This is a genomic window from Niallia tiangongensis, assembly GCF_044704065.1.
GTDB lineage: Bacteria > Bacillota > Bacilli > Bacillales > Cytobacillaceae > Niallia > Niallia tiangongensis.
Genome location: NZ_CP162613.1, coordinates 279,585 through 295,353, shown reverse-complemented (window position 1 = coordinate 295,353; position 15,769 = coordinate 279,585). Strand labels below are relative to the sequence as shown.

The following is a 15,769-nucleotide window of genomic DNA, read 5'->3' as shown; positions in this document are numbered from 1 at the left end:
TGCTGCTTCGCTTTTCCTTCTATTAATAAAATTCCTTTGTTATCATACTACAAAAACCAGCTATTTTTCTATGTATATAGAAGGATTATTCTGCTTTTTTTCTTAGGATGATGCTAATTACTTGTAGTTATGCATCTCGCCTATAGCCTATTATTTTTCTGAATAAGGAAAAGTCTTTTTAAGCGTATCAATAAATGTAAGAACATTTTGTTTCTCCTTCATAATAGGAGCAAATAAATAGGACAGTCTTCTTGTAAATCGAGTGTTTACTACCGGAATAACAGATAGGTTCCCGCTTTTTACATCTCTTTCAATCACACTTTTAGATAAAAGAGAAAGACCTTTTCCATTAATAAGTGTTTCTTTAATACCTTGATTACTACTGATCGTAAGAAATGATTCTGCTCTTAAGCCATTGGAACGGATAACATGATTTAAATATTCCCTTGTCCCAGAGCCAACCTCTCTTGTTATCCAAGCTTGATCATGAAGTTCTGAAATCGAAACTTCTTCTCGATTAGCCAACGGATGGTGAACAGATGAAACAATAAATAACTCATCCTCCATAAAGGGAATAACGTCCAATTCCTTATCATTTGTCTGGCCTTCAATTAAGCCAATATCTACTTCATATAATCTAACTGCTTGAACAATTTCTTCTGTATTTCCAATCGTAGCTTGTATTTGCAATTCTGGATGCTGCTTTTGCAAATCAAGTAATAAGAATGGGAGAATATATTCGCCAATCGTAAAGCTTGCCCCTATTTTCAACTCCCCTTTGATTGCATGATGGTGCTCCATAATATGCTGTCTTGTCTGTTCATAGAGGCGAATCATCTGAACCGCACAGTCATATAACATTTGTCCTGTTGGCGTTACCTTTAAATACTTCGGCGACCGTTCCAGTAATTTTGTTTGAAATTCTTTTTCGAGATTTTTTATATGTAAACTAACACTTGGCTGAGACATAAGTAGCATTTCTGCTGTCTTTGTAAAATTTTTCACTTCCACAAGCGTCACAAATGTTTTTAATGCATCGTACTGCATGGTTTTCTCCTCCTACGATTAGCCTTTATTTGTTTAATGGATTCTTTTGTTACTTCTTCTCAATGAATTTTCCTTCCTGATAAGTAACAAAGAGCTATAGTGGTTCAGCTATTAATAATCCTAATAGTTACAATAATTAATATGTATTTTACTAATTCTTTTATTTGCAGTAAAGTACAATTAATATACGTGTAATATGAGGATGGTTTAGGCGTTTTTCCTTTGTTTGGCTTGTATAACTGTCTTGGCGCCTATCCAACTTTCAGTCACAAGTTTGTTAATCCACTATTAGATTATCTTTGTAAAAGGCTGGTTTTTAATTTTTCAATAAAAAAAGCTTAAACATACGAAACAGCCAGATTATACGTAGACGCCTGCGTGCAGGTTAATAGAAAAAGTGAAAAATCTTTTAGAAAAACATCATCCCCCAGCTTGTTCCAAAAAGAAACAGGCACTTTTGTTTTTCTAATCCGATTTGTCTGATGGGATTAATAAAAATACAGTGACAATCCTCCTTTTTCATTATAAAATGAATCTCTAGAATTATCTTACTAATCAAACTTCGACATGAAATGTTATTATCCTTGTGAGGTGAAAGTGTTGCAGCTTCAAGTAATAAACAGTCCGTTTAATCAAGAACAAACAGAATTATTAAACCGCCTTTTACCAAATTTAACAGAATCACAAAAAATTTGGCTAAGTGGCTATTTATCTGCTTCCGCGACGGCAGTCACAACAGCAGGAGAACCTAGCTTAACTACTGAAATAGCTGAAAAAAAAGCAGCAAATCCAATTACAAAAGACATTACGATTCTTTTTGGATCTCAAACTGGTAATACCCAAAACCTTGCCAAAAATCACGGCAACCGCTTAAAAGAATTAGGATTTAATGTTACTGTGCAATCAATGAGTGACTTTAAGCCCAATAATCTCAAGAAGATACAAAATCTTCTTATTATTGTAAGTACACATGGCGAGGGTGACCCACCAGATACAGCAATAGCTTTCCATGAATTCCTGCTTGGCAAAAGAGCACCGAAGTTAGAGGATTTCCATTACTCTGTTTTGGCGCTCGGCGATAGTTCGTATGAATTCTTTTGTGAAACAGGAAAGCAATTTGATGAGCGTTTAGAAGAGTTAGGCGGAACAAGACTATACCCACGTGTGGATTGTGATCTCGATTTTGATGAACCAGCAAGTGAATGGTTTGAAGGTGTGGTTAGTGGGTTAAATCTCCAATTAGAATCAACAGTCTCTAATGCAATAAGCTCGACACCACTTTCCATTCAAGATTCTGGCTATTCTCGCAGTAATCCTTATTATGCTGAAGTATTAGACATTATCAAGCTAAATGGTCGTGGTTCAAATAAAGAGACCTTGCATGTAGAGCTTTCTATTGAGGATGCTGGAATTACCTTTGAACCAGGTGACAGCCTAGGAATATTCCCGAATAACGATCCAGAGCTAGTAGAGCTTTTAATAAAAGAATTAGGTTTCTCTCCAACAGAGAGTGTAACAATAAACAAACAAGGAGAAGTTCTTGCTTTTCGTGAAGCTTTATTAACATACTATGAAATTACTGTTTTAACAAAGCCACTATTGCAAAAGTTTTCCGAAATAGCATCAAATCCATCTCTAGATGAACTGCTAGCTAAAGGGAACGAGGATAAATTAAAAGCATATATGAATGGTCGTGACTTATTAGACCTTATCCAAGATTTTGGACCGTTAAAAATAGAGGCACAAACATTTGTATCCTTGCTTCGCAAACTGCCGACACGTCTTTATTCGATCGCTAGCAGTTACCAAGCAAATCCGGATGAAGTACATTTAACCATTGGTGCAGTTCGTTATCATGCAAACGGTCGAGACCGCAATGGTGTTTGCTCCGTTCAAATTGCTGAACGTATTCAACCTGGTGACAAACTACCAATTTATGTACAAAACAATGAAAATTTCAAGCTTCCTGCCAATCCAGACACACCTATTATTATGGTTGGTCCAGGAACAGGGGTTGCACCATTCCGTTCGTTCTTACAAGAAAGAGAAGAAATCGGCGCAAAAGGAAAATCATGGCTCTTCTTTGGAGACCAGCATTTTGTGACAGATTTTCTTTATCAAACAGAATGGCAAAATTGGCTTAAAGATGGCGTATTAACAAAGATGAATATTGCTTTTTCTCGAGATACTGCAGAAAAGGTCTATGTGCAGCATCGTATGCTTGAACATAGTAAAGAACTATTCGACTGGCTAGAAGAAGGAGCGGTTCTCTATATTTGTGGAGATGAAAAGCATATGGCACATGATGTGCATCAAACACTTCTTACTATTATTCAAAAAGAAGGCCAAATGTCATTAGAACAAGCAGAGGAATATGTAGCAGCGATGAATCAAAACAAACGTTATCAACGTGATGTTTATTAATTAATTTTTGCAGGAAAGGAGTTTACTAAAATGGCGAAACAAGTATTGAAAGCTCCAGATGGACCACCTAGTGATGTGGAACGAATTAAAGAAGAAAGTAACTATTTACGTGGCACTTTGAAAGAATCGATGGAAGAAGAATTAAGCTCAGGTATTTCAGAAGATGATAACCGTTTGATGAAATTTCACGGAAGTTATTTACAGGATGATCGCGATATTCGAAATGAGCGAGCAAAACAAAAATTGGAGCCCGCCTATCAATTTATGCTCCGCGTTCGAACTCCTGGTGGAGTGGCGACTCCTGATCAATGGCTGACAATGGATGATTTGGCACAGAAATATGGAAATAACACCTTAAAATTAACTACGCGCCAAGCTTTCCAAATGCACGGCATTTTAAAATGGAATATGAAACAAACTATTCAAGATATCCATCAATCCTTACTAGATACGATTGCAGCTTGTGGAGACGTAAACCGTAATGTTATGTGTAACCCGAACCCATATCAGTCCGAGCTCCATGGAGAGGTTTATGAATGGTCCCAAAAGTTAAGCGACCATTTATTACCTCGTACACAAGCCTATCATGAGCTTTGGTTAGATCAGGAAAAAGTGGCCTTCTCTCCAAGTGTGGAGGAAACGGAAGTAGAGCCAATGTATGGAAAACTTTATTTACCTAGAAAATTTAAAATTGGAATTGCGGTACCTCCTTCCAATGATATTGATGTATTTTCCCAAGATCTTGGGCTTATCGCTATTACGGAAAATGAAAAATTGGTTGGATTCAATGTGGCAATCGGCGGCGGAATGGGGATGACTCATGGAGATAAAGCAACTTATCCTCAGCTAGCAAAAGTAATTGGTTTCTGTACACCAGAACAAATTTTAGAGCTAGCTGAAAAAGTAATTACCATTCAACGTGATTACGGAAATCGCTCTGTTCGTAAAAATGCACGTTTCAAATATACCGTAGATCGCCTCGGCTTAGAGAATGTTGTTGAAGAATTAGAGAATCGTTTAGGCTGGAAGCTGCAAGAAGCGAGAGAATTCCACTTCAATCATAACGGAGACCGCTATGGCTGGGAAAAAGGAATCAAAGGAAAATGGCACTTCACTTTATTTGTGGAAGGCGGCCGTATTAAAGACTATGAAAACTATCCTTTAATGACCGGGTTACGCGAAATTGCTAAAGTACATACTGGCGATTTCCGATTAACAGCCAATCAAAATTTAGTCATTGCGAATGTGTCAAGCCGCAATAAAAAGCATATTACTAATTTAATTGAGCAATACGGCATCATGGATGGCAAACGCTTCTCCGCACTGCGCCGTAATTCAATCGCTTGTGTCTCTCTTCCAACATGTGGTTTAGCGATGGCAGAAGCAGAAAGATATTTACCAGTCTTAATTGATAAAATTGAGGAAATTGTCGATGAAAACGGGTTGCGTGAAGAAGAGATTACCATTCGTATGACTGGATGTCCTAATGGCTGTGCTCGCCATGCTTTAGGTGAAATTGGTTTTATTGGGAAAGGTCCTGGAAAATACAATATGTACTTAGGCGCTGCCTTTAACGGAAGCCGTTTAAGTAAATTATATCGTGAAAATGTTGGCGAGGAAGAAATCCTTTCTGAGCTTCGTGTATTGCTCCCTCGTTACGCAAAAGAACGTATAGAAAATGAACACTTTGGCGATTTCGTTATTCGTGCAGGGATTGTACAAGAAGTAACGGATGGTACTAATTTCCATGATTGATAGATAGATAAATAGATGGCACCACTTAATCATTTTTGATTGGGTGGTGTTTTTTTTTGTGGGGTGGTGGGTTTGATTATATATCCGAAGTTTGGATCATATACTGGTAGCTTCGGCTGATTTTTCAATTACCCATTCACTCCTCTTCTTATTTCCACTCCATTTTTCTTCCTGCCACTACATTTCTCCACACTTTTTACCCAACTTTACTACTCAAACTCGCCTCCGTACAAAACAAACTAATTTTCCACTCATAGGCCAACCTAGATTTGTATATATTTAAGCTAGTAATCCATGTTAAATTTTCATTTTAAAAATAGGAGGCTATGTCATGTCTGTTAACCCAGCTTCTCCTTCCTTTCAGCTCTTTGGTGATTCAACCCAGTCTGTTAATTATAGAAGAGATCCTTATAATTACATTACGCAGTTATTTTCTGATCAAATGCCGGCTATACATACTGGATTATTCAATGTACATCTAAATCAGGGAATCATTGTTCAGCCGCACTGGCACACAAATGTGAATGAACTTGTTTTTGTCATTAGTGGGGAAGCTATGACGTCTGTCTTCAATCCCTTTACTCAGAGCATTATGACTTACCATCTGAAGCCCGGGCAAGCATCCCAATTTCCAAAAGGTTGGTTCCACTGGATAGTAGCATTGCGAAACAATACGCATTTCCTTACTATCTTTGATCAACCGAAACCGGATATTGTGTTTGGTTCCGATTTTTTACGTTTTTTACCGAAAGAGATTGCTAACAGAGCTTATTGTGTAAATGAATCAGCCTATGCAAATGCAATAACACCAATTAATCAATCTACTATTCTTGGGCCACCACCAGGGTGTGATCAAAACGGAGGAATAACGAACCAGCCTTATCATTCCACGCAGCCTTCACCTACAACCCATCCTTATCTCGACCTTTCCTCCCCACCTTACCCATATTAAAGCCAAGGTTTACTAAGTAGCCTAAAAAAGCACATGGAGGTTAATTCTGTGACGAATAAGAAGTATTATGGAACTGAAACAAAATGTGAAGAAATTGAATGGACTTTTCCGCCTCAACACCAATCAAGGCAGCCTGGTTCTGAATACTTGATGGATCCCCAGCCCATTTTTGATAATCCTAAATATATCGGAACCGGAAAATTAAAAGGACGAACCGCCATTATCACTGGTGGAGATAGTGGAATCGGCAGAGCTGTTGCAGTGGCATTTGCGAAGGAAGGAGCAAAGATTATTATTGCCTATTACGATGAGCATACAGATGCCAAAACAACCAAACAGGCAATCGAGCATTATGGAAGCTCTTGCTTACTTATTCCAGGAGATCTGAGAAGAAAAGAACATTGTGAATTCATTGTCCAAAAAACGCTAGAAACATTTGGGGGAATTGATATTTTGGTTAATAATGCAGCTGTTCAATTTTTCCAGGATGACTTAACAGCGATATCAGATGAACAATGGGAATTAACATTTGATGTCAACATCCACGCTTATTTTCACTTAACAAAGGCAACCTTACCTCATTTAAAAAAAGGAGCTAGTATTGTTAATACAACATCACTCGTTGCCTATATCGGCGTAAGCCAATTGATTGATTATACAACAACAAAAGGGGCCATTGTTAGTTATACACGAGCACTAGCTAACAGCCTTGTCAGTAAAGGAATCCGAGTGAACGCTGTCGCACCTGGCCCATTCTGGACACCCATCCAGCCTTCATCGCAACCAGCTGAAAGTATTGCTACGTTAGGTTCGGATGTGCCGATGAAACGTGCTGGCCAGCCATACGAAATTGCCCCAGTATACGTACTGCTTGCCTCTGATGATGGCTCTTTTATGACGGGGCAAACGATTCATGTAAATGGCGGTGCTATGGTTACTACCTAAACCATACAAATAAGACGACAGCATCTCCCCTGTCGTCTTTTTGTTCTCGCTAATTACTTTTCTTTTCTCAATACCATTACTTCATAAGGTAAAAGTTCTACTTTTTCCTGCTTTGTTTCCTCTGTAAGCAGATCAAATAAAGGCTCTTTTACCGTAATCAATTGCTGTTGTTCTGTAAAATTCATGACAAATAAATAGCAATGCTCATCTGATTCCCTTCTTTGGACCGATACACCATCTTCATGGACAATTTTGTTTTCCACTTGAAGATTTATTTCTTTTTGGATATCCTCATAAAAATCATCTAAAAATGCTTGTTCCGTTCTAGCACCTATAAAATAAGCTTTTCCATTCCCATAGCTATTTTTTACAACAGCAGGAGTTCCTTGATAAAAGTCTTCCATATAAGTGCCTAACACTTCAGCTTCTTCATTTTCTAAAATAGTACAGTAATCCTTTATTTCATATTGCTTTCCGTTATAAGTAAGCCCATTTCGATCTTTTGGATAAAGTGTATCTGTTTCATTTACTCCCATCCCAAATATACGTTTTAATGACGTTGGCCAGCCTGACAAATATGCGAGGTCCGTCTCATTAACAAGCCCACTAATATAAGAACTTACAAGCGTTCCGCCATTTGCAACATAGTTTTCTAACTTAGAAATGGTTTCATTAGACATCATATATAGCATTGGTGCAATCACCAAATCATAGGAAGTAAGCTCTTGGTTTAGCGTAACAATGTCTACACTAACATCCTTCTTCCAGAAACTATGATAATGCTTTTGGAGCGTTTGCGGATATTGCTTGGTTGCATTGGAGAATCCTTGTGCATCATTTAAGGCCCAGTTATTTTCCCAATCATAAACAATGGCCACTTTCGCTTGTTTCTGCGTGCCCTGTACCTCCCCTATCTTCTCTAGTGCTTCTCCAACTGATGAAACATCTTGAAAAACGCGATTGCTTTCACTATTGTCATGATCCACTACCGCACCATGAAATTTCTCTGATGAGCCTCTTGATTTTCTCCATTGGAAATACAGAACACTATCTGAGCCATGAGCGACAAATTGCATGGAGGAAAGTAAATGCATACCTGGTCTTTTCGTTTTATTTACATCATGCCAGTTTACGCCACTTGGTGTACATTCCATAATGAGAAATGGCTGTTGTTTTAAAGAGCGATACAAATCATTGATAAAACCAACCTTTGAAGCTAAGTCCTTCGTTTCTTCCCAATCATTATGCCATGCTGGATAGCAATCCCAGCTGACAATATCTACATACTTCGCAAACTCACTGTAATTCAAACTTTGAAATGGGATTAAATCGTGTGTGTCTGCCATAAAGTTTGTTGTAATTGGGATAGTTGGTGAAATTTCTCTTAATGGCACAATTTCATGCTTGTAAAAATCAATTGTTTGATCAGTAACAAAACGTTTCCAATCTAAATTCAATCCATGAACCATGCTTTCTCCAATGGAAGACGGTGATTCAATTTCTGACCAGTCTGTAATAGTATGGCTCCAAAAAGGGCCCCACCAAGCATGATTTAGTTTATCTAACGATTCATACTTTGTTTTCAACCACTTACGAAAGTTATCTTGACAAAGCTCACAATGGCAATCACCACTATATTCATTGGAAATATGCCACATTAATAGCGCAGGATGATTTCCATAGCGCTCTGCCAGCTTTCTATTGATTATTGCTACTTTTTCACGGTAAATAGGGGAAGAAAAGCAATGGTTATGACGTCCCCCATGTAGCATTTTGGTACGGTTTTCAGAGGTTCTTAATACCTCTGGATATTTTTTAGACATCCAAGCAGGTCTCGCCCCACTTGGAGTAGCTAAAATTACTTTTCCGCCCATTTGATGAATGGAATCGATCCTTTCATCAAGCCAGTCAAACTGAAACTTCCCCTCAGTTGGTTCAAGCGCACTCCATGCAAATACACCTAAAGTAAATGTATTTGCTTTGGCTAATTTCATCAGTCGTAAATCATCTTTCAAAATTTCCGGATAATCAAGCCATTGATCCGGATTGTAATCCCCACCATGTAATAAGCGATTATCTGCTACTGTTCTATCTGTCATCTTTATGCCCTCCGATATTTATCCTTTTGTTCCGCCTGCTGTTAATCCAGATACGAAATGCTTCTGTAAAGCTACAAATACAATCGCAACCGGGATACTTATAAGAATAGCTCCAGCTGCAAAGGTGGTGTAGCTTGCACCCATTTTGTCGCTGACTAATTTATATAATCCTATCGGAAGTGTATAATACTCTGGATTTCTCAATATTACTGAAGATATGGCAAAATCACCCAATGGAGCAGTGAATCCATTCATGGCAACTACTGCAAGCATCGGTCTAGATAAAGGCATGAGTATTCTCCAAAAGATTCTTGTGTTGCTAGCTCCATCAATTTTCGCACTTTCATCAAGGTCGAGTGGAATAGAATCAATATATCCCTTCATTAAATACGTATTCATCGGGATTTGGCCACCAACATAAATAAATATTAACAGCCAATGACTATTGATCAATCCAAGCATTTGTGCTAAAACAAAGATTGCAATTAACGCCGAAAATTGTGGAATCATTTGTAATAGCAAGAATAGCATTAAACCATTTTTTCTTCCTCTAAACCGGAAACGGGAGAAAGCGTATGCCGTATAGGATACACATAGAATGGAAAATACCATTGTTAGAATACTAATTTTCATTGAGTTCATATACCATTTTCCATAATAAAGTGTCCCATCCTGTTGAAAGAGATCTTTATAATGAACAACAGTAGGATTATCAGGGACAATACTCGTGCTGACCAAGCTATTACCTGGATTAAAGCTTGCCCCAATCGTCCATACTAACGGATAAATGATAATGGCACATACAAAGAGTAAAAGAAGGTAAGTTAGCGTCATTCGAATAGTTCGCTGTTTTTGGATACTGACTGTTTTTTTCGCCATCTTATTTTACCTCCTTAAACGAATTCGTTCTTCTAAACTGCCATAGAGCAATGGTAATAACAAAAATACTTAGTAGAATGGTTAATGCAGCAGCAAGGGCATATTGACTGTTCTGCATCGTCAATTTATATATCCAAGAAACAAGAATATCTGTACCTCCTGCAGTAGAGCCTGGAACTGCTGGTCCTCCAGCATTGAACAAATAGATAATATTAAAGTTATTAAAATTGAACGTGTATTGCGTAATAATAATCGGGGCCATTGAGTATAAAATAAGTGGCAATGTTATATTTTTAAACTTTTGAATTGGCGATGCCCCATCGATAGTAGCTGCTTCATAAAGATCATCTGAAATGGATTGAAGTACCCCTGTCGTTACAATAAATATATACGGGAACCCTAACCATCCTTGAATAAGCAACAATGCAAGTCGCGTCCAATTCGGACTTGTCAGCCAAGGAATCGCATCTATTCCTAGGAATGCCAAGATAGAATTATTAATAGCTCCAAAGCTATCATTAAACATCCCTGCAAAAACTAAAATTGTTACAAATCCCGGAACTGCCCATGGTAATACTAAAATTGTTCGGAAGAATTTCTTAAAGCGCAATTCCTTTTGATGAACTACTACTGCTAAGAAAATCCCGATTGCTACTTGAAGCGTGGACGCAATTAATGTCCAAATTAACGTCCATCCTAAAACATCAAAGAAAGTAGCGCGCCATATATCTACTGTAAAAATCTTCTTAAATGTCGCAAGCCCTACCCAATCTACTAAGTTAGCTGGTGCTGAGTGATATAAGTCGTAATTAGTAAAAGCAAGCGCAAAACAAAATAGAATAGGAAAAATAACAGAGAACACAAGTAAAATAAAGGCTGGACTTGTGATGATATATGGATATCCTTCTGCCAAAAGAACTTGATACTGCTCTTTTATAGACGGAATATCAAAGCCTTCTTCTCTCCTCTTTCCAATCGCATACGCATCTTTTATATTTAAATAGTAAAAAGCTAATCCGAAAAGAATAACAATTAAAGCGATGATACCTTCTGCAAGTAAGAAAATAGAATTATCGCGGGGCACCTGTTCACCAAGGGTAACAATTCCCCATAATCCCATATTAAATAAATCCTTAAAAACAAGAATAAAGGCGACCGAAAAGACAAGGAAGAATGCCCCCTTACCCCACTGCTTATTATAAAACTGGCCAAATCCCGGAATAATCGATAATAATGCAGCCTTTTTTGCTAACTTTGTATCCTTATCAACTGGATTTGCTTGGAAGCTCATACCTAAACTTCACCTCTCTCCTATTAAAAGGGACAAGTATTTTTTAATACTGCCCCTTATTGTCCCTAGTTAGTTTCCACTATTTGCAGCAATCGAACCTTTGATTGTCTCTACAGCCGTTGATAAAGCTTCTTCTGGTTTTGCTTTTCCAGTAGCAATCGTTTGAAGTGCAGAGTCAACTGGCTGCCAAACTGCATCCATTGCTGTTATGCCTGGTGTTAATTGAGAATACTGCGATTGATTCGCAACCGCTTTGGCATTTTCGCTCTCAGTTACAGCTGGATCCTCTGCTAATGCCTTTACTGCTGGTACTTCTTTCGTAATTCCATAACGCGATTTAGAATTTTCTTCATTTGCTAAGAATTCAACTAATTCTTCCGCTAATTCTGCGTTTTTACTATAAGTGCTTACGTTATAACTTTTAACCCCAATAAATGAGCCCATATGCTCTCCATTAGCCAACATTGGAAGCTCTGTTACTCCATAATTGATGCCTGCTTTTGCATATGGTTCTAGATTCCATGGACCAGAAATAACAGCTGCTGCTTTCCCTTCTGTAAATAGGGAGTCAAGAACATTTATACCTTGCTCTCCAATAATACCTGATGGGAATAATCCATCTTTATAAAATTTAGAAATATATCCTGCTCCTTCAATGGCACCTTCATTCGCTAAACCGATATCCTCTGAATTATATGCTCCTGCACTATCCTGCCCGAATACATAACCACCATATCCACTTAAAACACCGTTCGCATAATAGATTTGATCCCATAAGGCTAATAGTCCATAATTTCCGTCCTTCGTTACTCCTTTAGAGAATTCATACCATTCTTCTGTTGTTTTAGGTAATTGTTCTTCACTAACTAAATCCTTGTTATAATACAAAATAGTTGTTTCTACCGCTTTAGGAAGTCCGTACACTTTGCCATCTACAATTTGAGAATCCATCGCTGCCTCTGTATACATTGACTTTAGGGAATCATCCACTGTGATTTCTTTTAAAATGCCTTCTGTTACAGCTGTTCCAATCTGATCAGCTGGAATTGTAATGACATCAGCTCCTGTACCCGCAGGTCCGTCTAATCGCAAATCCTCTAATTGATCGGCATAAGCTTTTTCTTCCACTTTAATTTTTACATTATTTTCTTCTTCAAATTTTTTAATTGCATCTGCAATTCCATCAGATTTACTTTGATCTTCCCACACAAGAAGGTCATAGTCATTTTTATTTTTCTTTGAAGATGTATCGTTACTTGTATCATCAGATGGTCCACAACCTGCTAACGCCAAAGCTAAAGAACTACTCAAAAGTAATGTTGTAAGCCTTTTTTTCATCTTTTTTTCCACCCTTTGCTTTTTATATTGTTCTGAAAACGTTTTCTAAAAAAATAATACTACACATCGATTTTTTTGTAAATATATTTAGTAATATTTTTTATCTAATAAGTAATCATTCAATACCAAATAAATTTAACAACATATAAAATAACGGATTAAACATTTACTTAACAGGAAAAAACCCAAGGAAAATAATTTACTAAAAAACATTACTAATTTATCAACAAATGGCTTATAATGAGAGTATTGTAGAACAGTGCTTTTAGGAGGTTTACATGGTCACCATAAAAGATATTGCAAAAAAAGCAGGTTTTTCTCCATCGACCGTTTCAAGATTATTAAACAATGATTCAACCCTCTCCATTTCACCAGAAACGAAAAAGAAAATTTTAGATACAGCGCTTGAATTAGGATATGAAAGAAAAAGTATTCAACCATTAATAGAAAAAGTAGCACTCCTATACTGGATTACAGAAAAAGAGGAGTTAGAGGATGTTTATTTTAAACAAATGCGATTGGAGCTAGAGAAAAATGCGATTAATCATAATATCGAATTGCATTTATTTAAACACGGGGACGGCATAAAAAGTATTCCCAACGATATTTCTGGCTTTATTGCTGTTGGCGCATTTTCAACAGAAGAGATACAGAAACTAAGAAAGAAAACAAAGAAAGGGGTTTTCATTGATACAAATCCCGTTCCAGACCTATATGATGCTGTATTGCCAGATACTGTAAGAATAACTAAAAAAGCAATTGATTATTTCGTTGAAAAAGGGCATCAAAAAATCGGATTTATTGGTGGAACCTATCATAACCCTGATACAAATGAGGATGAAATGGATATTCGCGAAATAACTTTTCGGAAGTATGTGAAGGATTTAGGAATACACGATGAAAGGTATATTTTTGGCGAAAGACATTTTTCCGTAAATGATGGCTACACGGTTACAAAAAAAGTAATTGATGACTTAAAAGAGGAATTGCCAACAGCCTTCTTTATTGCTTCTGATCCGATTGCAGTTGGCAGTCTTCAGGCTTTTAACGAATATAATATATCCATTCCAAACAGAGTTAGTATCATAAGCGTGAATAATATCAGTGTTGCGAAGTATGTATCACCGCCTTTGACTACCTTTCATATTGATATACCGGAACTATGCAAAACAGGTGTTTCTTTACTCCTCGAACAGATTCTAGATCAACGGAAAATTCCAAAGACTGTTTTGCTTCAATCGGAATTAATTAAACGGAAAAGCGCATTATAAAAAAGAAGATTTTCTTGAGGCTGGGCCATAAGTATTCCAGCCATAGATAAACCCGAACAACTATACGGTAGTTCCATATGATTGTTCGGGTTTATATCGGTTTATAAAAGGCTGTTTCAGTAAAGATGGTGTTATTATCCGCAGCCTGAATACACTTTGCTTTCCATGGGGCGAGCGCCGAGCCGCTTCGTCGCTCACGCTCCTGCAGGGTCTCGGACTTTGTCTACGTGTATTCAGGCTGCTCCGTTTTTCCAATTAATTAATTTTTTCTATTTCCATAATAGTTTATAGAAAAACAATCTTTAATAACGAATTAGTTTTTACACTGACTATATTTAAAATCATAAATAACTAGCATGAAAAAGTAGCCTTTATTTAAGAGCTAAATTAAGGATGGTTCGTCTTTACAGGTTGGCTATTTTGTTTTGTCCCAGCCTCTTTCATATTTTCTTTTCTCTCCCTTTGGATAAACTATTAAAAAACTATCCCTACCATAAGGACGGAAATATTGCTAATTAGACAGGTGATGAAAGTGGAACGGAAAATATTAAGATTCCTTTTCTTTTTGGGAATTGGACTTTTACCAGTTATCTTTAGAAAGGATATTTATCCAGTTTTGTGGATAGCATTGTTACTCCTGAAAAATGGAGGAATTCCCCTGATTGGTTTCTACTAAAGCCTTTTCAAATTTATATCTTATTTGATTATTTATTATTCCCAATCACTTGCGTTGCTTATAATCAAATACGCCAACATTCCGAATTCCCTGGAATTATACTCAAATCATTTTATTTTAGTATTCCGATGACAATGTATAAGTTCTATTAGAAAAAAACACAAAATTGATAAGGTTTTAAAAAAAGCTGGCATTGGTATGATACTTGCTGACAGAAACCTCATTTTTCTACTTTCTATAACCTGTATTGGCATTTTTAGATAATTAGACAAAGATAATAAAAAACAATCGTTCCATTAATGGTTCGATTGTCTTTCTCTCTGTCAACAACCCACGACTGAAGTCACGAGGGTTCTTGGCTAAAGCCTAAAAGAAGCAGAAGCTCTTCTAATTTTGCGATTTCATATGTTGGCTGCACATCTATGTTATTATCCCTCTTTAGTGGATTGATCCAGCAAGTATCGATTCCCGCATTGTACCCACCTTGGATGTCCGCGCTTAATGAATCACCAATAATTAAAGCTGTTTCCTTGTTAAATTGAGGAATTCGGTCAAAGCAGTAATCAAAGAACTCCTTCATTGGTTTTTGATAGCCCGTATCCTCCGATACAAAAATGGCTTTAAAAAATGAATATAGTCCAGAAGACTTTAATCGCTTTTCTTGCGTTATCGACATGCCATTCGTCACAATATATAAATCAAAGTGGTTTGAAACCTTCACGATTAAGTCCATCGCTCCATCTAGCAACTGTTTTCCTTCTCCTAAATATTCGCGATAGCTTTGCTCTAATAAAGCTCCATCTACTTGTTTGCCCATCTTCTCAAAGAATAAGGTGAATCTTGTATTAACTACCTCATCACGCGTAATTTCCCCTTCTTCAAATGCTTTCCAAAGTCCTTGATTTAGCTGTTGATACTGTCTTTTCCATTCTTCACTATATGAGACTCCTTGCTCCTGCAGCAATAACCGAAAAGCTTGGTCTTCCGTAGCTGCAAAGTCCAGCAGTGTATCATCTACATCGAAAAGCAAAGTTTGATACTTCTTTACGTCCCTTACTTCCTCCATTGCTTGATTATTCTTCGCGATTGCTT

General features: G+C 37.1%; 11 protein-coding genes and 1 pseudogene. 6 read left to right on the top strand and 6 right to left on the bottom strand.

The genetic code is table 11. The features are described 5' to 3' along the window. Window positions 1-150: 150 nt before the first annotated feature. The gene (locus tag AB3U99_RS01565; protein ID WP_400245042.1) at window positions 151-1,047 is read right to left on the bottom strand and encodes a LysR family transcriptional regulator; all 897 of its coding nucleotides are present in this window, start codon (window positions 1,045-1,047) and stop codon (window positions 151-153) included. 600 nt (window positions 1,048-1,647) lie between these two features. Here AB3U99_RS01565 and AB3U99_RS01560 point away from each other — a divergent pair. The 4 genes from AB3U99_RS01560 to AB3U99_RS01545 all read left to right on the top strand — a co-directional run bounded on the left by AB3U99_RS01560 (window position 1,648) and on the right by AB3U99_RS01545 (window position 7,123). Further along, a complete protein-coding gene (locus tag AB3U99_RS01560; RefSeq protein WP_400245041.1) occupies window positions 1,648-3,471 on the top strand; it encodes an assimilatory sulfite reductase (NADPH) flavoprotein subunit in 1,824 nt (607 codons plus the stop codon). A 30-nt stretch (window positions 3,472-3,501) separates the two neighbouring features. Further along, entirely contained in the window at window positions 3,502-5,226 is a 1,725-nt protein-coding gene (cysI, locus tag AB3U99_RS01555) for an assimilatory sulfite reductase (NADPH) hemoprotein subunit (protein WP_400245040.1), read from the top strand. 331 nt (window positions 5,227-5,557) lie between these two features. Then, window positions 5,558-6,178, top strand: a complete 621-nt coding sequence (locus tag AB3U99_RS01550; protein ID WP_400245039.1) for a cupin domain-containing protein — start codon at window positions 5,558-5,560, stop codon at window positions 6,176-6,178. 48 nt (window positions 6,179-6,226) lie between these two features. Then, on the top strand, window positions 6,227-7,123 hold the full coding sequence (locus AB3U99_RS01545) for an SDR family oxidoreductase (protein ID WP_400245038.1): 897 nt from the start codon (window positions 6,227-6,229) through the stop codon (window positions 7,121-7,123). A 53-nt stretch (window positions 7,124-7,176) separates the two neighbouring features. Here the strand turns inward: AB3U99_RS01545 and AB3U99_RS01540 are convergent, their stop codons facing one another. From AB3U99_RS01540 to AB3U99_RS01525, 4 genes are all read right to left on the bottom strand, one after another. Beyond that, the gene (locus AB3U99_RS01540; protein WP_400245037.1) at window positions 7,177-9,222 is read right to left on the bottom strand and encodes a beta-galactosidase; all 2,046 of its coding nucleotides are present in this window, start codon (window positions 9,220-9,222) and stop codon (window positions 7,177-7,179) included. 18 nt (window positions 9,223-9,240) lie between these two features. Then, on the bottom strand, window positions 9,241-10,101 hold the full coding sequence (locus tag AB3U99_RS01535) for a sugar ABC transporter permease (protein WP_400245036.1): 861 nt from the start codon (window positions 10,099-10,101) through the stop codon (window positions 9,241-9,243). A gap of 1 nt (window position 10,102) precedes the next feature. Continuing rightward, window positions 10,103-11,392: an ABC transporter permease subunit gene (locus AB3U99_RS01530; RefSeq protein ID WP_400245035.1), complete on the bottom strand. Its 1,290-nt coding sequence runs from the start codon at window positions 11,390-11,392 to the stop codon at window positions 10,103-10,105. A gap of 69 nt (window positions 11,393-11,461) precedes the next feature. After that, complete coding sequence (locus tag AB3U99_RS01525) at window positions 11,462-12,730, bottom strand: extracellular solute-binding protein (RefSeq protein ID WP_400245034.1); 1,269 nt, start codon at window positions 12,728-12,730, stop codon at window positions 11,462-11,464. A 278-nt stretch (window positions 12,731-13,008) separates the two neighbouring features. Here AB3U99_RS01525 and AB3U99_RS01520 point away from each other — a divergent pair, with 278 nt between their 5' ends. Together AB3U99_RS01520 and AB3U99_RS01515 are read left to right on the top strand one after the other, a co-directional pair. Continuing rightward, window positions 13,009-14,001: a LacI family DNA-binding transcriptional regulator gene (locus AB3U99_RS01520; RefSeq protein ID WP_400245033.1), complete on the top strand. Its 993-nt coding sequence runs from the start codon at window positions 13,009-13,011 to the stop codon at window positions 13,999-14,001. Between the two features lie 615 nt (window positions 14,002-14,616). Continuing rightward, window positions 14,617-14,829 (top strand): annotated as a pseudogene (locus AB3U99_RS01515) (hypothetical protein); the annotation flags it as partial. A 191-nt stretch (window positions 14,830-15,020) separates the two neighbouring features. Here AB3U99_RS01515 and AB3U99_RS01510 read toward each other — a convergent pair. Beyond that, entirely contained in the window at window positions 15,021-15,743 is a 723-nt protein-coding gene (locus AB3U99_RS01510) for a YjjG family noncanonical pyrimidine nucleotidase (protein WP_400247928.1), read from the bottom strand. Window positions 15,744-15,769 lie beyond the last annotated feature (26 nt).